Source organism: Achromobacter semiaridum, from assembly GCF_053543755.1.
The window spans coordinates 15,381-36,392 of the sequence record NZ_JBLVOL010000053.1; the positions used below are offsets into that span (position 1 = coordinate 15,381).

A 21,012-nucleotide genomic window follows, 5' to 3' on the forward strand; every position below is an offset into this window, starting at 1 on the left:
CCGGCCCGTTGTGGCGTGCTGGAACGATCAGCGGATCAGGCTGAGGAATTCGGCGCGGGTGGACGGGTTGTCATGAAATTCGCCCAGCATCACGGACGTGACCATCGACGAATTCTGCTTTTCAACACCGCGCATCATCATGCACATGTGCTGCGCTTCGATCACCACGGCCACGCCGGCCGCGCCGGTTACCTTCTGCACGGCTTCGGCCACCTGGCGGCTGAGATTTTCCTGAATCTGCAAGCGGCGCGCGTACATCTCGACGATGCGGGCCACCTTGGACAGCCCCAGCACCTTGCCGGCCGGCAGATACGCCACGTGCGCCTTGCCGATGAAGGGCAGCATGTGATGTTCACACAGCGAATACAGTTCGATGTTCTTGACCAGGACAATTTCGCGCGTATCGGACGTGAACAGCGCGCCGTTCACGATTTCATCCAGGTTCTGCGCGTAGCCACGGCACAGGTGGCGCATGGCCTTGGCCGCGCGGGCGGGCGTATCGGCCAGCCCTTCGCGGCTTGGGTCTTCCCCTAGCGCTTCGAGAATGGCGGTGTAGTTCTTTTCCAATGACATGGGGGACTCCAGGGGCAACACGTTCATCGTGGCATGCTGACGTGCCGCGTCAATGACGCGGGAATGCTGGCAAGTCTACCGCAGCGCGCGCTTGCAATCATGGGTAACCCTACGCCATGGGCGGGTCATCGGTGGGTCATCGGTGGGCCATAGGCGCGCCAGACGTCGGTCAGGGCAGGGTGAAGCCGCATTGACGCGCCGCCCGGCCCTGGCCTTCGGTACGCCCGTCATACCCCCCGGTTTTCCACCGCGTACTTGATCAGTTCGGCCTGCCCGTCAATACCCAGCTTGCGCTTGATGTTCAGCCGGTGCGTTTCCACCGTGCGCACCGACAGGCCCAGCGCATGCGCGATCTGCTTGTTGGCCTGGCCAGAGGCGATGTGGCGAAGCACATCGCGTTCCCGCTGCGTCAGCATGGTGGCCGGTGCACTGGCCTGCGACAGGCGCACCGCGACGGACGCGCTGAAATAGCTGCGGCCCTCCATCACGGCGCTGATGGCCGTTACGATTTCCTCGGCCGGCTCATCCTTGAGCAGATAGCCGCGCGCCCCGGCCTTTACCGCCTGCACCATGTATTCCGGGTTGTCGTGCATGGTCAGCACCAGCACGGCAATCTGCGGATAGCGTTCGTGCAGCTGCGCCGTCAGTTCCAGCCCGCCGCCGCCCGGCATGTTCAGGTCCATCAGCGCCAGGTGGGGCAGGGTGTCGCCAAGCGGCGCTTCTGCCTGGCACGCGGCCAGGAACGCCAGCGCGGCGGCGGCGTTGCCGGCTTCGCCCACGACCTGAAGGCGGGGCACGGTTTCCAGCCGCAGCCGCAGGCCATCGCGTACCAGCGGGTGGTCGTCAACCAGCAGAAGTCGGATGGCGTCGGGGGTGGAATTCATGCGGGGCTCGTTGAAGTGGGAAGGGCGGCCGGGGGCAGCGGCAGCCAGGCCTGCAAGGTTGTACCGTGCGGGCTGGAATGAAAACTCAGGTTGCCGGACAGTGCGTTCAGGCGTTCGCGCATGTTGCGCAGGCCGATGCCGCGTCGCGGGTCTTCCTGCACCTGCGCATAATCAAAACCGCGTCCGTCGTCGGTGATGGTCAGCCGCAGATCGTGCGCGGAGTAGGCCAGCGTCATGTCGGCGCGCGTGGCGTGGGCATGGCGGATCACATTGGTCAGCGCTTCCTGCGTCACGCGGAACAGCGCGGTGGCGTAGGCGTCCGGCAGCTTCACGGGCTGGCCGGTGGTGGACAGGTGCACGGCCAGCGGCGGCGCGCCGTCCGTGCTGGGGATGGCGAACTCCCGGCCCAGGTGTTCCAGGGCGGCGGGCAGGCCCAGGTCATCCAGCAGGGTGGGGCGCAGGTTGTGCGAGATGCGCCGCACTTCGCCCACCGCCGTGTTCAGGCGGTCCAGCGCGCCGCCCAGCGGCTTGTCGATATGGGCATGGGCGTTCGGGTCGGCGGGCGGCGCGTGGCGCAATCTTTCCCGGGCGGCTTCCAGCGACAGCTTGATCGACACCAATACCTGGCTGATGCCGTCATGCAGCTCGCGCGACAGGCGCGCGCGCTCGTCTTCCTGCGACCGCACCACCTGCTGGGCCATCAGGCGCAGCTTGGCGTCGGACTGCCGGTGGTCGCTGATGTTCAGCGCCAGCCCACAGGCCGCCACAAAGAGGATCGACACCACGGCAATGCCCGCCACCCAGGCAAACATGCTGCGGATGTTGGCCTGCGCGGCGGCATCGATGCGCACCAGGGCCTGCTCCACGTCGTCCAGATAGATGCCGGTGCCCAGCATCCAGCCCCAGCGGTCCAGCACGACGACATAGCCCAGTTTTTCCACGGTCTGGTGCGTGGACGGCTTTTCCCACAGGTAGTGCACCACCTCGCCTTGCTGCCCGCCCTGGCGCGCGGCCGCCAGCAGGTTCTGAATGACGGCTTGCCCGCGCGTGTCGCGCAGGTTCCAGAGGTCTTGCCCGACCAGCTCGGGCTGGCGCGGGTGCATCAGGTTCTTGCCTTGCAGGTCGTAGACAAAGAAATAGCCGTCATGGCCGAACTCCATCTGCGCCAGCAGTTCCAGCGCTTTCTGGCGGGTAGCCTCGTCGTCGCCCGTGGCCTGCAACGGCGCCACCGCGCTGTAAGCCAGGCTGACGTAATGGCGCAGTTCGCTTTCCTTGCTGGCCAGCCAGGCGTTTTCCACCACCTGCTTTTCGCGCTGGGCCAGCTGCAAACCCTGCACATAGACGGCCACCGTGATGGCGGCCAAGGCCACCAACAAGGGCACCGCGGCAAGCAGCAGGATCTTCAAGCGCAGCTTCATGGGAATTCTGTCTACGGGGTAATTGGTGCGCCGCCGCATTGTGGCGGCCAGACGGAGGGTATTGATTAAAAGCGAGGATTCAACGGATTCCGCCATTTTATGTTGCGGCGCATTGCGTAGTAACACGTACCCGGATTGCGTAGTTCCGCGCTTGTTGGCGGGGGGGCAAAACGAAATACTAACGCCCGCGTCCAGCAGGACGCAGCGCGGGCGCTTGCGCACCCGCCACCCCACAACAATGAGTCTGCCTTCCGCGAGACGAAAAAAGCGTTTCACGCCACAAGCATGGCGGCAGGCATGAGGAGCACTTATGCAAACCAGCAGTAAGGGACTGGGTCAGCACCTGGTCTGGCTGGCGGTTGCGGTACTGGGCGCGTTTGCGCTGGGCACCGTGGCGCTGGCCAGAGGAGAGACCATCAACGCGCTTTGGGTGGTAATTGCCGCCGTCTGCGTCTACCTGATCGCATACCGCTACTACAGCCGTTTCATCGCAAAGAACGTGTTCCAGCTGGACGCCTCGCGCATGACGCCGGCCTGGAAACACAACGACGGCCTGGACTACGTGCCGACCAATAAGCACGTGCTGTTCGGCCACCACTTTGCCGCCATCGCCGGCGCCGGCCCCGTGGTGGGCCCGGTGCTGGCCGCGCAGATGGGTTATCTGCCGGGCATGCTGTGGATCCTGGCGGGCGTGGTGTTCGCCGGCGCCGTGCAGGACTTCACCATCCTGTTCATCTCGACTCGCCGCGACGGCCGTTCGCTGGGTGACCTGGTCAAGTCTGAACTCGGCAAGATCCCGGGCGTCATCGCCCTGTTTGGCGCGTTCATGATCATGGTCATCATCCTGGCCGTGCTGGCGCTGATCGTGGTCAAGGCGTTGACGCATTCGCCGTGGGGCACGTTCACGGTGGCCGCCACCATTCCCATCGCGCTGTTCATGGGCGTGTACCTGCGCTACATCCGCCCGGGCAAGATCGGCGAGGTCTCCATCATCGGCTTCGTCGGCCTGATGGCCGCCATCACCTTCGGCCAGGACGTGGCTGCCCACCCGGTGATCGGCCCCATGTTCGACTTCGACGGCAAGGGCCTGACCTGGATCCTGATCGTCTACGGCTTCATCGCCGCCGTGCTGCCGGTGTGGCTGCTGCTGGCCCCGCGTGATTACCTGTCCACCTTCCTGAAGATCGGCACGATTCTTGGTCTGGCGATCGGCATCGTGGTCGTGGCGCCAGAACTGAAGATGCCCGCGCTGACGCAGTTCGTGGACGGCACCGGCCCGGTCTGGTCGGGCAACCTGTTCCCGTTCCTGTTCATCACCATCGCCTGCGGCGCGGTGTCGGGCTTTCATGCGCTGATCGCCTCGGGCACCACGCCCAAGCTCATCGAAAACGAAATGCAGGCCCGCTACATCGGCTACGGCGGCATGCTGATGGAATCGTTCGTGGCCATCATGGCGCTGGTCGCGGCTTGCGTGATCGAGCCGGGCATCTACTACGCCATGAACAGCCCGGCCGCCGTCATCGGCACCACGCCCGATCAGGTTGCGCAAGTGGTCTCCAGCTGGGGCTTCGTGGTCACGCCGCAAGACCTGATCCAGACGGCGAAGGACGTCGGCGAAAGCACCATCATTTCGCGCGCGGGCGGCGCGCCCACGCTGGCCGTCGGCATGGCGCACATTCTGCATCAGGCCATCGGCGGCCCCGGCATGATGGCGTTTTGGTACCACTTTGCGATCCTGTTCGAAGCGCTTTTCATCCTGACCGCCGTCGACGCCGGCACACGCGCCGGGCGCTTCATGCTGCAAGATCTGCTGGGCACCTTCGCGCCTTCGCTCAAGCGCACCGATTCGCTGCCCGCCAACCTGATCGCCACCGCGCTGTGCGTGGCGGCCTGGGGCTACTTCCTGTATCAGGGCGTGGTCGATCCGCTGGGTGGCATCAACACCTTGTGGCCGCTGTTCGGCATCGCCAACCAGATGCTGGCCGCCATTGCGCTGACGCTGGGCACCGTGGTGCTGTTCAAGATGAAGCGCGACCGCTACGCCTGGGTCACGATCCTGCCCACGCTGTGGCTGCTGGCATGCACGCTGACCGCCGGCTGGCAGAAGCTGTTCCATGCCGATCCGCGCGTCAGCTTCCTGGCCCACGCCAACAAGTACAACGCCGCCATCGCGGAAGGCAAAGTGCTGGCGCCCGCGCATTCGCTCAAGGAAATGTCGCGCGTCGTGGTCAACGACTACATCAACGCCGGCCTGTGCGCGATCTTCATGTTCGTGGTGATCAGCATCGTGGTCTTCGGTGTGAAGTCGGTGCAGCGCGCCCGCGCCGAGAACAAGCCGACGTCCCGCGAGACGCCGTACGAAGCGCTGCCGGCCGCCGCCGGCGCCGACTGACCCCCAACGGAGACGCCGCATGCTGTTCAGCAACATGACCTCGGCAGCCGGCGCCGCCGGCCGCTACCTGGGCCAAACGCTACGGTTGATGGTCGGCGTGCCCGACTACGAAACCTATGTCGAGCACATGCGGCGCACCCACCCGGACCAAAAGCCGATGACCTACGAAGCCTTCTTCCGCGAACGCCAGGACGCGCGATACGGCGGCAAGAAGCGAATTGGCTGCTGCTGAGTTTGAGTGAAAACAGTGAAACAAGCCCCCGTGTGGGGCTTGTTTATTTTGGGGTGGTGGCGCCAAGGCAGGGGATGCCCGACCAGCGGCGGGGCGGGTTCCCCGGGTGGGGGCAAGTCGCAGACCCAACCCGGATATGGGGCCGCCAAAGTAGGTCTGCCCCGACCGGAGTGCTTTGTGCTTGTCATTAATTCCCCCGAGAGTTTCCTGCAATTTTCGTGCTGGGGGATGTCAAATATTCCTTGTCGTGCATGTCCTGAATCTGCTTGCGACGCGGCTCGCTGTAGCGGCACGTGCCGCGCCGGCGCCTGCGTCTTCGCGATGTCGTCCACACACTCATTCAACGGCCCGAACCCGGGCGCGAATTTCCACCCATGTCTACCGCCAGCCGAGCCTGGTGGGCGAAAGAATCGGCATTCGAACTCATCGTTAACTCCGCACTCTGTTCAGGGTATAAAGCACGTCGCGCCATTCCGCAGTACCCAGCGCCGCAAAAGAATCCAGTAGCCGAGCGTTGCCGGCCACCGCCTCTTGAATGCACTGCTGAATACGTGGATGCGTTTCCAGATGCGGGTGCACCGTCAGATGCTTCAAGGCAAAGGTCACGCGGTCCGAGGCGTTGCGCAGCCCCAGCACATGGGTGCGCCGCAGATGCGACAAGACCTTGGCGGCCGCGTGCGTGGCGGGGCCGGGCTTGTCCTGCATTAAGGGCGCCAACACGCGCGCGTCGGCTGGCATCGGCTGATCGGCCAGCCGCTTCCACGCGGTCAACACGTTGCCAACCAACGGCGCCAGGTGCTGCGCGTTCATGTCCGCCGTGTCGAAAACCGGCGTCGGCGTGTTGTTGTGGCTGCGCAGCTGCAACAAGCGGCCCGCGCTGTTCGGCACGATCCACTGCGTGATGGGGTTCAACCACGAGCCCATGCGCTCGCGCAAACTAACGGCCAACAACTCCAGCCGCAACGGTTCGAATAGGGGTATGACGCGCTGCGCATCCTGATCCGGCACCAGGCAGCGCTGCGCCAGGTCCTCGGCCAATACAGCCAAAGGCGATGGGCTGTTCAGCCAACCGCACACCATGCGTTTGCCGCCGATGGGTTCGGCCAGCGCGGTGTTGACCGTCAGGCGCAGCGCATCCAGATCGAACCGCTGGCCCGCTTCAGCCAACGTGATCAGCTTGGGACAGGCGGACGTGTCGTGTGCCAGATCCGCACGCAAAACGGGCGCGATAGCCTCCGCTGGAAACCGCGCCAGCAGCTTGTCGGGATGCAAGGGGCTATCGTCGGCGCGATCAGCCTGGGGATCGATCAACAGATAAAAGCCCTGGTCGGCGTTTCGGGACCGGGCAAGCAAAGCCGCAAACGATGTCATCGTGGCGGCATCCGGCAAGAAGCCGGACAGCGGCAAAGTGCGTGCGTAGGCATAGCGTCGTCCTGGTTGCGCGGCGCGGCCACAAGGGCAGGGCGCCTTTCAAAAAGAAGTGCTGCCAGGACTAATGCAATATCCATGCCATGCGCGGCGTCGGAATGAAACCTTCAACGCTATCAACGGTTTACGGATTTATCGTGTGTGGAGGCTAGCGTGGCGCAGTGTCTGCGATTCGAAATTGACCGGGTATTCAACGAAAACCGAGCCAGTTTTGGCCCGATAAAAACTAAGCGCCGCTTTATCAAGGACTTACGGCGGGCCATAATTGGCTCGATCGGGCCAAATATGGCCCGACAGGTATCGCTTAAGCCCAAACGCGGTTGGCGCCGCTGCTCGGCAAGGCTGGCCCGGCGCGCATCGCCGCTTAGGACAGGCCCAGCGCCCGTGCGCGCACCGCGCCGCCTATTCGCCCGACCGCCAAGACTTCCGGCGTGATTTGCGCGGTTTGGGCACCACCCCCAAACGCGGGTCGCGCGCCAATGACAGCGCCGCCAGATGCGAGGCCAGCGCCTCGAACGCGTCATCCGACTGCGGCAGATACAGCCACTTGCCCAGCACGGGGTGCGGCAACAGGCTAGGCATCTCTTCGCGCAGCGCCGCATGACGCTCGCGCGAAGTGCACACCATGACGCCATTCCAAGGCTCATCACGGTCGGCCACCACCAAATATAGCGCGCCATCCAGATACGCGGCATCGCAGCCAAACATCTTCCGTCGTTGATAATTGGCGTCGCGCTCCAGAGGCTCTAGCACCCACAGCAGCGAATTCTGGCGCGCGGCAAGCTGCTTTTTGGGCGGGGCAAAGAGGTCTGACGATGTAGGCATGGTGGCAAGTTTATGCCGATCACGCGCGCCGTTCATCCTGGATTTTCATTTAGACTTTTGCGGCTGGCTGTGGCCCGCGAGGCCTGGCATACGCTGCAACGTCATCCTTAGTCCCAAGCTAATAAGCGCCCCGATCAGTGTCTGAACACCACCAATTCATTTGCCCGCGCGACTTTCATTTGCCACCGCCGGATTGGCACGCGCTGCAAGCGCAACTGCTGAAAGGCGGTTATGTGCTGGAACCGCAAGGCAAGCAAATACCGTATCGCGCCATTTCCAACCTGGGATTCGGGCTGGCCGGCTTGAACGAAGGCTCTTATCAAAATCCGGAAGGCGTTTGGTCAACCGGCGAACTGGTGGCGCGCTACATACAGGCAGGCCATCTGCCCGCCGACCTGCCAATTCGGTACGACGACACCTTGGAAGAAACATTGGCCCTGCTGGCGCAACACGGCATTACCCCCGATCCGCTTTTCGAAGACTACGAAAGGAGCGACTGGCACAGCCCGCAATACTGCCTGGGCCCGGCCGCGCGTTCGTACCTAAGCGCCGACACCCGCGCCGCCCATGACCAGGACCCACGAAATTTCCCGCTGATGCTGCTGGCGTTTGATGGCCCGAATCCAAGCGTTGCCGTCGGTGAAAACCTGTCGGAACCCTGCCTGCCCGGATCGAGCGAACCGTTGGAAGCCATGCCGCCGTTTGATTCGCACGTGGACTTTATCGGCGCAGCATACGAGGACCCGGGCGCGAAATGGCATTGTGAACAAAACGGCGTTGATTATCGAATTCTAGAGCTCGACTGGCGCTACAGCTTGGCGATGGGTTTTCGGATGGTACGCATGGAAGGGCTGGCTGAAGAAGACGCGCAAGGCATCGCAAAGTTGATCGGGTTACGGGGCAGGCAATGGTGTGCAGCCACCGGCATTTGTGAGGGCGGGCAGGGTGGCATCGCCCATCTTGTGATAAAGGTGTCAGGCAGCATTTCTGGCAGTGTTATTTGTTGTCTGAATCCATTGAAAAGTTCAAGGTAGCTTAATGATAAAAAGTTTTGCACTCTTCGCTTTATCGACCGCGCTCTTGGCGGGATGCGGGCCAAACAAAATCATTGTGGATCTGCCTTCGCCACAGGGCCAATACCATGTAGAAGTTCGCAAATGCGCTGAGCCGGGCGCCATGTCATCGACTTCGCAAACCCAGGTCTCGGTCCTGAAGTCCGGCGTATCAGAAAACTGCCAGTCTGCGGTGAATGCGTTGGCGCAGTTCCAGTCGTATGCGCCCGACGATCAACTGCAACTGGAATGGCTGTCGGAGGCGGAGCTTCGGGCCTGGCATCCCGGATTTGATCCAAAGTCCGGGCCGCGTTCCGCTTCGTATAAGGCGGACAACCCCGTCAAAGTGATATTTGCGCCGGCCAAGTGATTTACACCGCAATGTCGTCGCGCGGCGTCCATGGGGTGCCGCCGTTCGCGGACCCGCCCGCTACGTCAGCAACGCCAACGCGTCAACCAGCGACAGCACGGTGGTGCGCGACGCGAATGCGGTGGAAAACAGGTGCTCGTGCACAATCGAATCCGGGTCGTAGCAGCAGTCTTTGACGGTAAACAATCGGTAGTCTGCGTCGCTGGCATGCGCAATCGACGACAGCATCACGCCGGTGGACGCAATGCCCACCATCAGCAGCGTATCGATGCCTTGTGCCGATAGCCGCAATTCAAGGTCCGTACCAAAAAACACGCTGGCGCGATGCGCGATGATGATCGGCTCGTCGGGCTGCCGGCCCAATTCAGGGGAAATCTGGTCGCCCGTGAAAAGGCCAAGTTGCTTGATGCCTTGCCCGTTCTTGTTTAGCGGACTGACTTCGGGATAGCCCGGACTGAACCGAATTTGCGCGAAATAAACCTTGATCCCTTGCCGCCGTGCCGCGTCGCAAAGCGTGCGCGTATTCGCTAGCAAGGTGGGCGCGACAGAAGGGAACAGATTGATGATGTCGGTCTGATAATGCATGACCAACAACGCGCTGCGGGCGGGCACGAGGGTGTCTAGGATGCTCATGGGCGCGAGCTCCACAAGGCGGGCAGTTTCACCGCGGCATACCGCTTCGGTAGTGGCGTCATCGATATCAGGTTCCGGACGGGACTGTATTTTTTAGCACGAGGCGACGGAAACAAGGCAGATGGACAGCTAAAAAATGTCCAGCTAAAAAAGTGTCGGACCGCGTTATCCAGACAGCTTTAGCGGTTGTGCAAGTGAGGTGACTTGGACGCCAAGCTAGGTGCGAATTGGGGCGCGGTCACTGGCGCGGAACCCGGTATCAAGGTTTCCATCTTTCTATCTAGGCGCACTACGCGACTCCGCGTCGATTTGCGCCGGCCACCGGACTTTAGGCGCAAGACGCAGGGCTAGGTTGTAGGGCGGCACTTCGTCTGGATCGTTGAACGTCTCCACGGGAGGCAAGGCGTCGGGTCCGTGCTGCATGTAGGCGCGAACGTAATCCCAGGAGCTGCCCTCATCCTGGCCCACGCTTAAGGGGAATCGATCAATGACCTGGTTCGTGCCGGGCTTGACGACGGCGATGGATACGCCCCACGTGAAGATCAAACCGCCTTGCGCGGTGGCGCCGCGTTGGCGCCAGGCTTCGGCGCGAAGATCGTCCCAGTTGTAGGCGCGGGTTGTGACGTACCAGCGGGCGAAGGGGTTCCACCATATGTAGTGGAAGCTGTAGACGTAGACCTCGCGGCGCAAGCGATTGAAGCGGATGGGTTCGTCACGGGGAATGGCGGTATCGACCCGAATCATAAAAATGGTCCACCAAAGCATTCCGACCGTAATCGGTATAGCTTTTATAAAGTGAGAAAACCCTGTCCTGCCTATGATGATTTTCGGCACTGCGAATACGAGCCACGCAATGCCGACCAAGGACAGGATGAGCATCAGCCCGCGCAATTTTTGCCCTCTGCGGCTGATTTCCAAGTGAATGTTGTTCATCGAATTGATGGGGAGCGGGGGATGCGGGCCGTCTAGCCGAGGTGCGGATTCTCCGGGCAAGGTGAGGTCGCAGACCCAACCTGGATGTGGGGCAGCTAACGTAGGTCCGTTGCGCGTGGGGAGATTCTTGGTCGACATTAATTTCCTAGATTGAATCTTGTGCAATTTTTGCAGCGCTCAATATGCATTTCCGAGTAGAGATCACCGTTACTTCGGCGTGTCCTCCTGGATCAGAGATATCTGGCCAGTACTTGATTCGAAGCGTTGCAAATTCGATATCAGCCTCGCCGATATCAAGCAAAAGCAAGCCGCCCAGTACACCCGCGTCTCTGGTAGGTCGACGCGTTGCTTGGTCGTCTATTCGATATCCGGGGCGCTTGGGGTGGTCAGATATTTCGCCAATCCTGGGTGAGTTGTGATGCTCTGCAATTACGATTTGCTCAGGCGAGTAGCGCTTCAATGCCAAAGTCATGGCGTATCCCGACTTATTCGGATCCCACATGGGAAGCTTGACGTGATAAGTGAGCGTGGTTCCCCATTGCATTCCTGCGCCGATGGCTGGCAACGTAGATAATCGCGGTGCAAAACGAAATTCGAGATCTGTCTGCATCCCGATCAACGCAGCATTCAGCGCGCTAATGGCTATATCCTTGTCAATATTGGCCGCGATAGTTTTCTGAGTTTCTAGGTCTTCGCTCGCGTACCTCGGGATGCTAGGGACCGATTTGGCCGAGTTCCACCAGATGGAAGGCGTTTCGTCATGGTTTCCAAAGTAGCAGCGGCGTGCCCATTGTTCGATTGCCGTTGACTCGCTTCCCTTAGCAGAAATGGAAACTGCGTAGGCCAGCATACCCAGGGCGATAGCCCATCCAAGCGGTCCTAGCAATGAGGAGGCGCTCGCCCAAGCCGCGTATGTTGCTGCCAAGCCGGAGGCGGCCGACAGGATGCCAGCATAGATATAGCTGTCTCGTGCTTCGCCATCGCCAGACCGCATTGCTCGTACTGCGGCAATTCCAAACTGCACCCCCTCAACCACACCCGACAGAGCACTTGTCACGCCGCCAAAGCGAATCATCCCTTTGCCCAGCGCCAACGCGTTCATCGCGCGTACGTCCGCGATTGAGGCTTTCTCCATCGCCCGGGCCACGCTTCTTATTCCCAACCCCGTCGCTTCAATGCTGACGCCCACCACCCCCACCGCGCTTGCCGCCACGCCCGCGACGGCTTCTGGGTATTTGTCTCCCATCACGCGCTCCAGGTCTTGCAGGCTTCTTGCCAGCCCATCTTGCTGAAAGAACAACGCGCCCATGGATAGCGCTAAATCCAAGTTCGCCATCCCGCGTATTCCAACAAAGGCGGTATGCGCGCGTAGCTTTGCATCCGCAGCAGTGGTCCGTAGTTGCCCGGCTATTGCATGTGCCTTCGGTTCCAGGCCGCCAATGCCCACCACCACGCTGCGCCAACTGCCTTCCAGGGTGTCCGCCGTGGCGTTGGACATTGCAGTTAGCTTGTTTTTCAGTCCTTCAGCGGTATCCGCCACCCAGAACGTGGCTTTGAATATGTGGTTCTGTGCCGGCCCAGGCAGGGTCAGCATGCCGCTGAATATCAGCGCACGGGCTTTCTTGCCGGTTTCCTTTGCGGCCTTGTCGTATTCCTGGCGCATCTGTTGGGTGAGTAATTCCTGATACTCGCCCAGCGTCAGTTCGATCTGAACGCGCAGCATTTGGACGCGCTCGCATAGCAGCAGGGCGGCTTGATGCACGGTGGCGGCCACGGGTAGAAGCTGTTCTTGCGCCCGTGCGTCCATCGTCAACATCGCGTTGATCATCGCGCCTTGCAATTGGCCTACCGCGTCCCTTACGGTGCTGCGTAGATACATCTCACCTTCTTGCGAGGCCATCACGTCTTTGATGGCGGCATATAGCTTGCCGGAATCATTGGCCTTGAAGCCTTCCGTAAAAGTGGGACGCAGGCCTTCAAGCAGGCGGGCGTTCTTGGCTAGTAGCGCCTGGTACAGAATACTGTCGGGGTTTTCCAGCAAGGCCTTCCACAGCTGCTGCGTGGGACCAAGATCCGCGCCATCAACCGGGGGCGCTTCGCTGGGGCCGCCGTCCAGGCATGCCGCCACCATCTTGGTGTACGCCGCCGCCGAGTGCGGATCGGTAGCCGAGTAGTCGTACCGTGCGATGCGCAGCCAAGCCAGAGATTGCAGCCATGCGACATAGCGGGCCGCCATCGTATCTATCAGTCCTTGCCGACGCTGCCATTCCTTATCGTGCATGTCCTGAAACTGCTTGCGACGCGGCTCGCTGTAGCGTTGTTCCAGGCGTTCGTGATACTCGGCCGTGATGCGCTTGGCCGCGATTTCCGTTTCGCGGGGGACATCCACCGGCGGTAAATGGGAACGCGTGCCCAGCACGGGATGGTCATTGTGTTGTCGGCGGTATTCGATCTGTTTTTCGACTTCCTGTACCGCTTGGGTCTGTGCCCAGGTCTTCTCCAACTCTCTGATCTGCACCAGCGCCGCCGATGTGAACAGTAGATACTGCCGTTCGGCATTGCCCGCCCATGCGAGCCGGTCGTTAATCAGCAAATGGCGTTGTTGATTGAATTCCAACACCGCGCCCACCGGTTCGGGCAACGCCAATACCGGCACGCCTTGCGGCAGGCCTTGCGTCTTTGCGATGTCGTCGACGTAATCATTCAACGGCACAAACCTGGGGGTACGTGTACGCACGGCATGTCGGCTGCCGAAATCTTCCCCGTCGTAACGGTATTCCCAGACGTGATCGGTCAGAAACCCATCCGCGAATTTCAACCCGTGCAATACCGTCTGCGGCGTGTCACGCAACGTCGTCAGATCCACTTTCAAGAACCGCGCGGATGGCGCCGTCTGCGCCTTGTAGGCATCCAGCACCGGCTCAGGCCACCGATCTTGCGAGAACGCGATCCACGCTTCCTTGTAGACCGCGGTGTCGACGTGTATGAACGAAGCGCGCACGTCGTGCCCCACACCCGTGCAAGCCTTGGACAAGGGGCGGGGCGTGCCCTCGGGCATTCGGTACGGGTCATATTGGCGCATGTGCCCGTCGGCGGTCACTTGATACGCATGCCAGATTTCCTGATCCAGCAGCACATACACAAACCCTTCGCGCAGTACGCGATAGTTGCCCGGCTGCATATCGATGCGTACGCGGTCTTGTTCTGGGTCGAACGGCAACGACGTTGACGAAGATGTCCAAGACGGCGAGGATCTTGGCGGCAATGGCGCATCGCGCAGCAACAGGATCGGCATTCCGCTGCGCTCGCAAGCGCGGCATGTACCCATCGGCACCGCCATCGTTTCCAACACCGCCAGCCGAGCCTGGTGGGCGAAAGAGCTTGCATGCGAACTCATCATCAACTCCGCGATCAATTCGGCGTGTAAAGCACGTCACGCCATTCAGTAGCGCCCAGCGTCGTAAATGAATCGACCCGGCGCGTTTTAAACGAAGTGCTGTAAGGACTAATGCAATATCCGTGCCATGCCGGCAGAGAAACGTAAAACCGTCAACGCTATCAATGACTTATGGAGGATTTGCGCGACCCCGCCCGCGCTGCGTTGCGCCAATCACCCGGAATTGCCGCGATTTCCAACGCAAAACGGGCCATATTTGGCCCGTTAAAAAATAAGCAGTGCTTTATCAATGAGTTATAGCGGGTCAAATTTGGCTTGATCGGGCCAAATGTGGCCCAGCAGGGCTTGTTCCGCCCAGGACAAGGCACACAAGATCGCCGTGCCGATAAACGCCGGCCTTAGATTCCCGCGAACCGTTCCGCCAACGCATCGCAATGCCGCACCAAGATCGCCGCGTCCACGCCCACCGCCGTAAACAGACTCCCAGCCTTGATATAGCGCCGCGCAAGCGCCTCATCCCCCGTCAACACGCCCGGCGCCTTGCCTGCCGCGCGTACCCGCCGAATGGCGCGTTCCACTTCGGCCATCACCTTCGGATGCTGCGGCTCGCCGGGATATCCCAAGCTGGCAGCCAGATCCGCGGGGCCTATAAACACCCCGTCGACGCCATCCACCGCAATCATCGCGTCCAGGTTCTCCAGCGCCTCGCCCGTCTCGGCCTGCACCAGCAAACACAATTCCTCTTCGCACCGGCGCATATAGTCCGCCACACGCCCATACCGAGTCGCGCGCATCGTGCCGCTGACACCGCGCACGCCGCGCGGCGCATAACGCATACCGGCCACCGCGCTTTGCGCCTCGTCCGCGTTCTGCACATACGGCAGCAACAAGGTCTGCGCGCCGATATCCAGATACTGTTTGATCTGCACCTTGTCATTCCAAGACGGGCGCACCACCGGATGGCTCTTATACGCGCCAGCCGCCTGCAACTGCGCCATTACCGTCGGCAGCACCACGGGCGTGTGCTCGGTATCCAGCAGCAGCCAATCAAAGCCGCTGGCCGCGACCAGTTCGGTACTGTTCGCATTTCCAAGCGTGACCCACAGCCCGGTTTGATGGCGCTGTTCACGCAGCGCGCGTTTAAAGGTATTGATGGGAAGTTCCATGCGCGCCGCCTTATGAAAAATGCACCGAGATGCTGCCCAGCTTGCCGTAGTCGGCATGCAGCGTGTCGCCGCGTTTCACCGCAACGGTGCGTGTAAAGGACCCCGCCAGCACGATGTGTCCGGCTTCCAGCCCGGCGTCGTGCTGGGCAAGCTTGTTTGCCAGCCACGCAATGCCCAGCGCCGGATGCCCCAGCACGGCCGCCGACACGCCGGATTCCTCGATCACACCATTTTTAAGCAGCAGGGCGCCGACCCAGCGCAGATCAATATCCATCGGCCGCACCGGCCGGCCGCCCAGCACGATGCCGGCACACGCCGCGTTGTCGGCAATGTTGTCCACGATGCGGCGCGGGTATTTGCTGCGGCCGTCGATCAGTTCCAGCGCGGGGACCACATAATCCGTGGCATCCAGCACGTCGAATAAGCTGACGGCCGGCCCTTGCAGCGGCTTGCCCAGCACAAACGCCAGCTCGACTTCCACGCGCGGCACGATCAGTTTGTCGGTGGGAATCGTCTGCCCATCTTGATAGAACATCGTGTCCAGCAAATGGCCGTAGTCGGGCTCGTCGATACCCACGGTGCTCTGCATGGCCTTGGACGTCAGGCCGATCTTATGGCCGCGCAGCTTGGCGCCGTCGGCAATCTTCTGGTCGATATTGCGTTGCTGAATGGCATACGCATCCGCAATCTCGATGCCGGGAAACGCCTGGTCCAACTGCGTGGTGGGCACGCCGCTGCGCTCGGCTTCAAGCAGCAGGCTGGCCGCGCGGGCGCGGTCGTCGTCGTTAAGCATGGCAAGCTCCTGATCAGTACGCGGCGGCTTCGTCGGCCACGGGGTTGGACAACACGCCGATGCCGGCCACTTCCACCTCGACCACATCGCCCGGCTTCAAGAAGCGCGGCGGCGTGAAGCGCACGCCTGCGCCGATGGGGGTGCCGGTGGAGATCACATCGCCGGGTTGCAGCGTGGTCCAGATGGAGATGTAGCGGATCAACTCCGCGAACGGGAACATCAGGTTGTCGGTGGCGTCTTGCTGGCGCAGTTCACCGTTCACGCGCGTGGTCACCGTTAGTGGCGCGGCGGGATCGAACTCGTCCGCCGTCACCATCCACGGGCCCATCGAGCCGCTGGCGTCAAAGTTCTTGCCCTGCGTCACGTTGAACTTGCCGTGCTTGATCCAGTCGCGCACCGTGCCTTCGTTCAGGCAGGTCAGGCCCGCGATGTGGCTCCAGGCGTCTTCGGCAGCAATGCGGCGTCCGGCCTTGCCGATGATGATGGCGATCTCGCCTTCGTAGTCCAGTTGCTCGGATTCCGGTGGGCGCAGCAAGGGTTCGCCATGGCCCACGAACGAACCCGGAAAGCGCGGGAACACGCTGGGGTAGGCGGGCGGCGCGCTGCCGTCCTGGTATTCCTCGTTGCGCTTGCCGTAGTTCACGCCCACGCAGATGATTTTTTCTGGCTGCGGGATGGGTGGCAATAGCCGCACCTCGTTCAGCTTGTGCGTGGCGGGAAGCGTGTCCGCCAATTTGGCCAGCGCGGGCAGGGCGTTGGCTTCCAGCGCGGCGCGCAGGCTGGCAAAGCCATTTCCGTCCAGCGCCACGATCTGGTCCTGGCCCCGCAGCGCGCCAAAGTGCGTGCGGCCTTCATGCGTATAAGTCAGCAGTTTCATTCGTCGAATCCAAACAAGCGAGCGGGGTTGTCCACCAGGATTTTCTTAAGCGTCGCGGCGTCGCCCGCATAGCGCGCCAACTGGTCCACCAACTGGCCCTCGTCGGGCGTGGGCTTGGTGGAGACGGGATGCGGCCAGTCGCTGCCCCACACCACGCGGTCGGGGTTGGCGGCGATCAGCGCTTGCGCAAGCGGTGTCACGTCGTCCCAAGGGGGGCCGCTGCGTGAGATCTTTTCCGTCAACGACAACATCACCCAGAAATTGCCGCGATTTAGCAACGACTTCAACAACTGCCGAGTCGGATCTGCCGCGCCTGCAGTGGGATCGGCACGCCCCATGTGATCCAGCAGCACCGGAATATCCAGCCGTTCAAACTGCGCCGCCTGCGCCATCATGCCGTCGGGCTCCGGCTGAAACTTGGCGTACCAGCCCAGTTCACGAATGCGCGCAATGGCCCGGTCGAATACAGCCGGCGCCATGCTGATGCCCAAGCCCTGACGCGTGAACCGAGCCCCGCGCACGCCCGCATCGTGCAGCTTCTGAATGTAGGCGTCGTCACGCTCGGCCAGTACCACCGCATTCGCGCAACCGCGATACGACGGGCCGGCGGCGGCCAGACCGTCCAGCACCACCTGATGGTCCGCGCCATAGGTCGTGGCCTGCACGATCACGCCGCGTTCGATGCCCAGCAGGCGATGCAGGCCCAGCGCGGTCTCGATGGTGGCGCTGGGCATCTCGTACGCCGCGCCGGGGCGAACCGGGTAACGGTCTGCGGAGCCGAATACGTGAAACTGGCTATCGCAGGACTTAGGCGGCAGGCGGGTGGCGGGGGCAGTGGGGCGGGGATTGAAGGGTTGGTACTGCGAAGGGGAATGTTGCGGCGCTTGCTTCTGCGACGCTGGATTCTGCGCGGATTGATTCTGCGAACTTTGGCTTTGAGTCATTTGGCTTTGAGTCATCGTCTGTCTCCCTTACCCGATCACGGCCACAAAATCGCATTCGATCAGCTTGTCGCCATCCAGATCGGCCTGCATCGTGTGGCGTGCCGGGCGGTTCTCCGCATCCGGAAACGCTTGCAGCCACACGGCATTTAGCGCCGCGCGCTGGCTGCGGTCGCGCATCCACACCGTCATCTTGGCGACGTGATCCAGCGTGCCGCCGCCCGCCTCAACAATGCGCCGCACGTGGTCGAACATCAGTTCGCACTGGCGCTCCAACGTCGCGCCGTACGCGCCCGTGGCGGGGTCGGTGCCCTGGATGCTGCCCGAATACAGCATGGGCCCGATCCGGCACGCGGCCGGAATGGGGTTCTTGTGGCTGAAGCCTTCGGCGTAAATGCTGCGTCTGCTCATGGCGGGTTCCGTTTGGAAAGTAGAGGGTGGGGCGGCATCGCAGCCATGACCAGGCAAGGCCGCGATGCGTTCGGTTGTCAGGGCGTGGCTGCTGGCGGGTCAGGCCAGGCGGTGGTCCGACGGCGGTGGTCTGGCCTTAGTTCGCCGTGATGCCCGCACGCTTGATGATCGGCGTCCATCGCGCGTCTTCCGCTGCCAGATAGCGCGTGAATTCCTCGGGCGTACTACCGCGCGCCTCGGCGCCCAGGTCATCAAATCGCTTGATAATCGTCGGCTGCGCCAGGATCTTGGTCAGCGCCTCGCTCAACTGTTTCAGCACATCCGGCGGCGTGCCCTTCGGCGCTAGCAGCCCGGTAAACGTGGCCGCCTCCATGCCCTGCACACCCGCTTCCGCAAACGTCGGCACGTCCGGCATCGACGGCACGCGCTTGGCCGTCGTCACCGCCAACGCGCGCAAGCGGCCTTCCTTCACATACGGCAGCGCCACTGAAATCTGATCAAAGTTGAAATCCACCTGTCCGCCCAACAGATCGGTTGTGGCCGGCGCGTTGCCCTTGTACTGCGCCGTCGTCCAACGCGCGCCCGTCAACGACTGCAACAGCTCGCTGACCAGATGATTCGTGGTCCCCGCACCCGGCGACGCCATGTTCAGCTTGCCCGGCTCCTTCTTCGCCAACGCCAGCAATTCCGCCAGCGTCTGCGCCGGCAAGCCCGGCTTCACCTGCAACACCAGCGGCGTGTACGACACCGAACTGATCGGCGCAAAGTCCCGATCCCACTTGTACGCATCCCGCTTGAAAATCAGCGGCGAGAACAGCAGCGGCCCGTTCGCCGCCATGAACAAGGTGTAGCCATCCGGCTCGGACCGCGCCACCTGCTCGCCGGCAATCATCCCGCCCGCACCCGGCTTGTTCTCGACAATAAACGGCTGCCCAAACGCCGCTTGCAAGCCCGGCGCAATCAGCCGCGCGGCCACATCCACATTGCCGCCCGGCGGATAGGGCACCACGATCTTCACGGGTTTCTCGGGCCACGCGGCGTGCGCCATGGAAGTCAGAACGGTCAGCGCCACCGTGGCGCAGGCGCGAAGCGCATTGCGATGCATGGTTTGTCTCCTGGTCGTGTCATCACGTTTTGTTTGTTGTGTTTGACGACACTCTAGAAATTCCCGCGCCGCTGAACAATCCGAATTTCAAGAAAAGTTCCGGATGTTGGACTCTTTTGGCAGGTTGCTTTGCGGGCGGCTTCTGGCATGACCGCGTTTCACCGGAGAATTGCCCTGGGCGCCTATTGCGCACGCGGTTTTATTCATAGTTGAATGTTCAATATCCGGACTACGGAGCCAGACCCACCATGCACTTTCCCGCCAGCGACCTGAACCCCGAACAAACCTACCGCCTGATGAGCGGCATCGTCGTGCCCCGACCCATCGCCTGGATCAGCAGCGTCAACGCCCACGGCGGCGTCAACCTGGCGCCGTTCAGCTGCTACACCTTCGTCTCGAACAAACCGCCCATGATCGGTGTCAACATCGGCCGCAAAGCCGGCAAACGCAAAGACACCGCCGAAAACATCCTGGCCAACCGCCACTTCGTCGTCAACGTCGGCGACGAAACTCTGCTTGATCCCCTGCACGACAGCGCCCAAGAACACCCGCCCGAAATCAGCGAAGTCGACGTGCTGGGTTTAAGCGTGCTTCCCGGCGCCGTCATCGACACCCCCCGACTTGCCGCCGCGCCCATCAGCCTGGAATGCCGCTTTCATAGCGTCACCCCGTTTGGCGACACCGGCGCGGAGTTCTTCGTGGGCGAAGTGGTGATGTTCCATATACGCGATGGCCTGCTGCAAGACGGCAAGATCGATACGGCATCACTACGCCCCATCTGCCGCATCGGCGGCCCCAACTACGCATCGCTAGGCCCCATCGTCACCAAGCGCGGTATTCAGCAGACGCCCAAATCCATTATCAAACCGGAGGCCACGTGAGCGAATCAGAAGATAAAAGCGCATCCGGCGCGCAGACGGTACGCAGGGCCTTGGCGCTGCTGCGCCTGATTGCCTGCGGACAAGAACGCGGCGTGCGGCTGGTGGATTTGGAACGCATGTCCGGCTTGAATCGGCCCACCGTGCATCGCTTGCTGAAGACGCTGGTGCAAGAGGGCGCGGTTGAACAGGATTCAGAAACGCGACGGTATTTGATCGGGCAAGAGATCAGTTTGCTGGGGCTGGCGCGGACGCGGCGCTTTCCGCTGCTGACGCTGGCGGACCCGTATATGAGCGAGCTGGCCGATCAGGTGGGGGATACGGTGTCTTTGAGTATTCGACATGGGCACGATTCGATATGTATTGGGCGGCGGACGGGCAGGCATCCGATACAGGTGCTGTCGATTGAGGTGGGGGTTAGACGGCCGTTGGGTGTGGGGGTGTCGGGGGTGGCGTTGTTGGCGAGTTTAGGGAGGGAGGAGAGTGTGGAGTTGGTGCGGGGGAATGCGGCCAGGCTGGAGGTGATGGGGGAGCGGGTGGAGGATGTGATTGCGCGGGTTGAGGTGGCAAGAAGGGAGGGGATTGCGCATGCGGCAATGGGGTTGATGCCGGGGACTAGTGCGGTTGCGGTGCCGGTGTTGACGGAGGGAGGCGTGGCGCTGGGGGCGATTACGGTTACGGCGATGGCGGAGAGGTTGGGGGTG

General features: G+C 62.0%; 20 protein-coding genes. 6 read left to right on the forward strand and 14 right to left on the reverse strand.

The genetic code is table 11. The features are described 5' to 3' along the window. Positions 1-27: 27 nt before the first annotated feature. The 3 genes from folE to ACNPP0_RS15640 all read right to left on the reverse strand — a co-directional run bounded on the left by folE (position 28) and on the right by ACNPP0_RS15640 (position 2,875). Positions 28-573, reverse strand: a complete 546-nt coding sequence (folE, locus tag ACNPP0_RS15630) for a GTP cyclohydrolase I FolE (protein ID WP_006219193.1) — start codon at positions 571-573, stop codon at positions 28-30. A gap of 227 nt (positions 574-800) precedes the next feature. After that, a complete protein-coding gene (locus ACNPP0_RS15635; RefSeq protein ID WP_332607716.1) occupies positions 801-1,457 on the reverse strand; it encodes a response regulator in 657 nt (218 codons plus the stop codon). Further along, on the reverse strand, positions 1,454-2,875 hold the full coding sequence (locus ACNPP0_RS15640) for a cache domain-containing protein (protein WP_448706394.1): 1,422 nt from the start codon (positions 2,873-2,875) through the stop codon (positions 1,454-1,456). The genes ACNPP0_RS15635 and ACNPP0_RS15640 overlap by 4 nt, the downstream gene beginning before the upstream one ends. Before the next feature lie 310 nt (positions 2,876-3,185). On the opposite strand from ACNPP0_RS15640, the gene ACNPP0_RS15645 reads away from it, so the two are divergent. Together ACNPP0_RS15645 and ACNPP0_RS15650 are read left to right on the forward strand one after the other, a co-directional pair. Continuing rightward, a complete protein-coding gene (locus tag ACNPP0_RS15645; RefSeq protein ID WP_448706395.1) occupies positions 3,186-5,267 on the forward strand; it encodes a carbon starvation CstA family protein in 2,082 nt (693 codons plus the stop codon). Positions 5,268-5,286: 19 nt separating this feature from the next. After that, entirely contained in the window at positions 5,287-5,499 is a 213-nt protein-coding gene (locus tag ACNPP0_RS15650) for a YbdD/YjiX family protein (RefSeq protein ID WP_448706396.1), read from the forward strand. Positions 5,500-5,928: 429 nt separating this feature from the next. Here the strand turns inward: ACNPP0_RS15650 and ACNPP0_RS15655 are convergent, their stop codons facing one another. Together ACNPP0_RS15655 and ACNPP0_RS15660 are read right to left on the reverse strand one after the other, a co-directional pair. After that, complete coding sequence (locus ACNPP0_RS15655) at positions 5,929-6,870, reverse strand: hypothetical protein (RefSeq protein ID WP_448706397.1); 942 nt, start codon at positions 6,868-6,870, stop codon at positions 5,929-5,931. 459 nt (positions 6,871-7,329) lie between these two features. Continuing rightward, positions 7,330-7,752, reverse strand: coding sequence for a hypothetical protein (locus ACNPP0_RS15660; RefSeq protein WP_332608921.1), 423 nt, complete (start codon positions 7,750-7,752; stop codon positions 7,330-7,332). Positions 7,753-7,889: 137 nt separating this feature from the next. On the opposite strand from ACNPP0_RS15660, the gene ACNPP0_RS15665 reads away from it, so the two are divergent. Together ACNPP0_RS15665 and ACNPP0_RS15670 are read left to right on the forward strand one after the other, a co-directional pair. After that, entirely contained in the window at positions 7,890-8,786 is an 897-nt protein-coding gene (locus tag ACNPP0_RS15665) for a hypothetical protein (protein ID WP_448706398.1), read from the forward strand. Positions 8,787-8,928: 142 nt separating this feature from the next. Beyond that, positions 8,929-9,174: a hypothetical protein gene (locus ACNPP0_RS15670; protein ID WP_223265025.1), complete on the forward strand. Its 246-nt coding sequence runs from the start codon at positions 8,929-8,931 to the stop codon at positions 9,172-9,174. Between the two features lie 60 nt (positions 9,175-9,234). Here ACNPP0_RS15670 and ACNPP0_RS15675 read toward each other — a convergent pair whose 3' ends face one another. The 9 genes from ACNPP0_RS15675 to ACNPP0_RS15715 form a co-directional block, all read right to left on the reverse strand. Next, positions 9,235-9,807: a cysteine hydrolase family protein gene (locus tag ACNPP0_RS15675; RefSeq protein ID WP_448706399.1), complete on the reverse strand. Its 573-nt coding sequence runs from the start codon at positions 9,805-9,807 to the stop codon at positions 9,235-9,237. A 276-nt stretch (positions 9,808-10,083) separates the two neighbouring features. Continuing rightward, positions 10,084-10,740 carry a DUF6708 domain-containing protein gene (locus tag ACNPP0_RS15680; RefSeq protein WP_448706400.1) on the reverse strand — a complete coding sequence of 219 codons (657 nt, stop codon included), beginning with the start codon at positions 10,738-10,740 and terminating at the stop codon, positions 10,084-10,086. A 145-nt stretch (positions 10,741-10,885) separates the two neighbouring features. Then, positions 10,886-14,137: a T6SS effector BTH_I2691 family protein gene (locus ACNPP0_RS15685; RefSeq protein ID WP_448706401.1), complete on the reverse strand. Its 3,252-nt coding sequence runs from the start codon at positions 14,135-14,137 to the stop codon at positions 10,886-10,888. A gap of 398 nt (positions 14,138-14,535) precedes the next feature. Continuing rightward, on the reverse strand, positions 14,536-15,303 hold the full coding sequence (locus ACNPP0_RS15690; protein ID WP_448706402.1) for an aldolase/citrate lyase family protein: 768 nt from the start codon (positions 15,301-15,303) through the stop codon (positions 14,536-14,538). A gap of 10 nt (positions 15,304-15,313) precedes the next feature. Beyond that, positions 15,314-16,096, reverse strand: coding sequence for a 2-oxo-hept-4-ene-1,7-dioate hydratase (gene hpaH / locus ACNPP0_RS15695; RefSeq protein WP_448706403.1), 783 nt, complete (start codon positions 16,094-16,096; stop codon positions 15,314-15,316). A gap of 13 nt (positions 16,097-16,109) precedes the next feature. After that, on the reverse strand, positions 16,110-16,973 hold the full coding sequence (locus tag ACNPP0_RS15700; protein ID WP_448706404.1) for a fumarylacetoacetate hydrolase family protein: 864 nt from the start codon (positions 16,971-16,973) through the stop codon (positions 16,110-16,112). Next, the gene (locus tag ACNPP0_RS15705) at positions 16,970-17,917 is read right to left on the reverse strand and encodes an amidohydrolase family protein (protein WP_448706408.1); all 948 of its coding nucleotides are present in this window, start codon (positions 17,915-17,917) and stop codon (positions 16,970-16,972) included. Before ACNPP0_RS15705 ends, ACNPP0_RS15700 begins: the two co-directional genes overlap by 4 nt. A gap of 27 nt (positions 17,918-17,944) precedes the next feature. Further along, a complete protein-coding gene (locus ACNPP0_RS15710; RefSeq protein WP_050449544.1) occupies positions 17,945-18,325 on the reverse strand; it encodes a RidA family protein in 381 nt (126 codons plus the stop codon). A gap of 136 nt (positions 18,326-18,461) precedes the next feature. Beyond that, complete coding sequence (locus ACNPP0_RS15715) at positions 18,462-19,430, reverse strand: Bug family tripartite tricarboxylate transporter substrate binding protein (protein WP_448706405.1); 969 nt, start codon at positions 19,428-19,430, stop codon at positions 18,462-18,464. Positions 19,431-19,678: 248 nt separating this feature from the next. Between ACNPP0_RS15715 and ACNPP0_RS15720 the strand changes: the two genes are divergently transcribed. Further along, positions 19,679-20,311, forward strand: a complete 633-nt coding sequence (locus ACNPP0_RS15720) for a flavin reductase family protein (protein ID WP_448706406.1) — start codon at positions 19,679-19,681, stop codon at positions 20,309-20,311. Beyond that, on the forward strand, positions 20,308-21,012 hold a 705-nt coding region (locus ACNPP0_RS15725; protein ID WP_448706407.1), incomplete at its 3' end, for an IclR family transcriptional regulator. The genes ACNPP0_RS15720 and ACNPP0_RS15725, both read left to right, overlap by 4 nt.

Bases quoted from the DNA above. Each gene is read 5' to 3' on its own strand.
- folE (WP_006219193.1), bottom strand. From the start codon at position 573: ATGTCATTGGAAAAGAACTACACCGCCATTCTCGAAGCGCTAGGGGAA.
- ACNPP0_RS15635 (WP_332607716.1), bottom strand. From the start codon at position 1,457: ATGAATTCCACCCCCGACGCCATCCGACTTCTGCTGGTTGACGACCAC.
- ACNPP0_RS15640 (WP_448706394.1), bottom strand. From the start codon at position 2,875: ATGAAGCTGCGCTTGAAGATCCTGCTGCTTGCCGCGGTGCCCTTGTTG.
- ACNPP0_RS15645 (WP_448706395.1), top strand. From the start codon at position 3,186: ATGCAAACCAGCAGTAAGGGACTGGGTCAGCACCTGGTCTGGCTGGCG.
- ACNPP0_RS15650 (WP_448706396.1), top strand. From the start codon at position 5,287: ATGCTGTTCAGCAACATGACCTCGGCAGCCGGCGCCGCCGGCCGCTAC.
- ACNPP0_RS15655 (WP_448706397.1), bottom strand. From the start codon at position 6,870: ATGACATCGTTTGCGGCTTTGCTTGCCCGGTCCCGAAACGCCGACCAG.
- ACNPP0_RS15660 (WP_332608921.1), bottom strand. From the start codon at position 7,752: ATGCCTACATCGTCAGACCTCTTTGCCCCGCCCAAAAAGCAGCTTGCC.
- ACNPP0_RS15670 (WP_223265025.1), top strand. From the start codon at position 8,929: ATGTCATCGACTTCGCAAACCCAGGTCTCGGTCCTGAAGTCCGGCGTA.
- ACNPP0_RS15675 (WP_448706399.1), bottom strand. From the start codon at position 9,807: ATGAGCATCCTAGACACCCTCGTGCCCGCCCGCAGCGCGTTGTTGGTC.
- ACNPP0_RS15680 (WP_448706400.1), bottom strand. From the start codon at position 10,740: ATGAACAACATTCACTTGGAAATCAGCCGCAGAGGGCAAAAATTGCGC.
- ACNPP0_RS15685 (WP_448706401.1), bottom strand. From the start codon at position 14,137: ATGAGTTCGCATGCAAGCTCTTTCGCCCACCAGGCTCGGCTGGCGGTG.
- ACNPP0_RS15690 (WP_448706402.1), bottom strand. From the start codon at position 15,303: ATGGAACTTCCCATCAATACCTTTAAACGCGCGCTGCGTGAACAGCGC.
- hpaH (WP_448706403.1), bottom strand. From the start codon at position 16,096: ATGCTTAACGACGACGACCGCGCCCGCGCGGCCAGCCTGCTGCTTGAA.
- ACNPP0_RS15700 (WP_448706404.1), bottom strand. From the start codon at position 16,973: ATGAAACTGCTGACTTATACGCATGAAGGCCGCACGCACTTTGGCGCG.
- ACNPP0_RS15705 (WP_448706408.1), bottom strand. From the start codon at position 17,917: ATGACTCAAAGCCAAAGTTCGCAGAATCAATCCGCGCAGAATCCAGCG.
- ACNPP0_RS15710 (WP_050449544.1), bottom strand. From the start codon at position 18,325: ATGAGCAGACGCAGCATTTACGCCGAAGGCTTCAGCCACAAGAACCCC.
- ACNPP0_RS15715 (WP_448706405.1), bottom strand. From the start codon at position 19,430: ATGCATCGCAATGCGCTTCGCGCCTGCGCCACGGTGGCGCTGACCGTT.
- ACNPP0_RS15720 (WP_448706406.1), top strand. From the start codon at position 19,679: ATGCACTTTCCCGCCAGCGACCTGAACCCCGAACAAACCTACCGCCTG.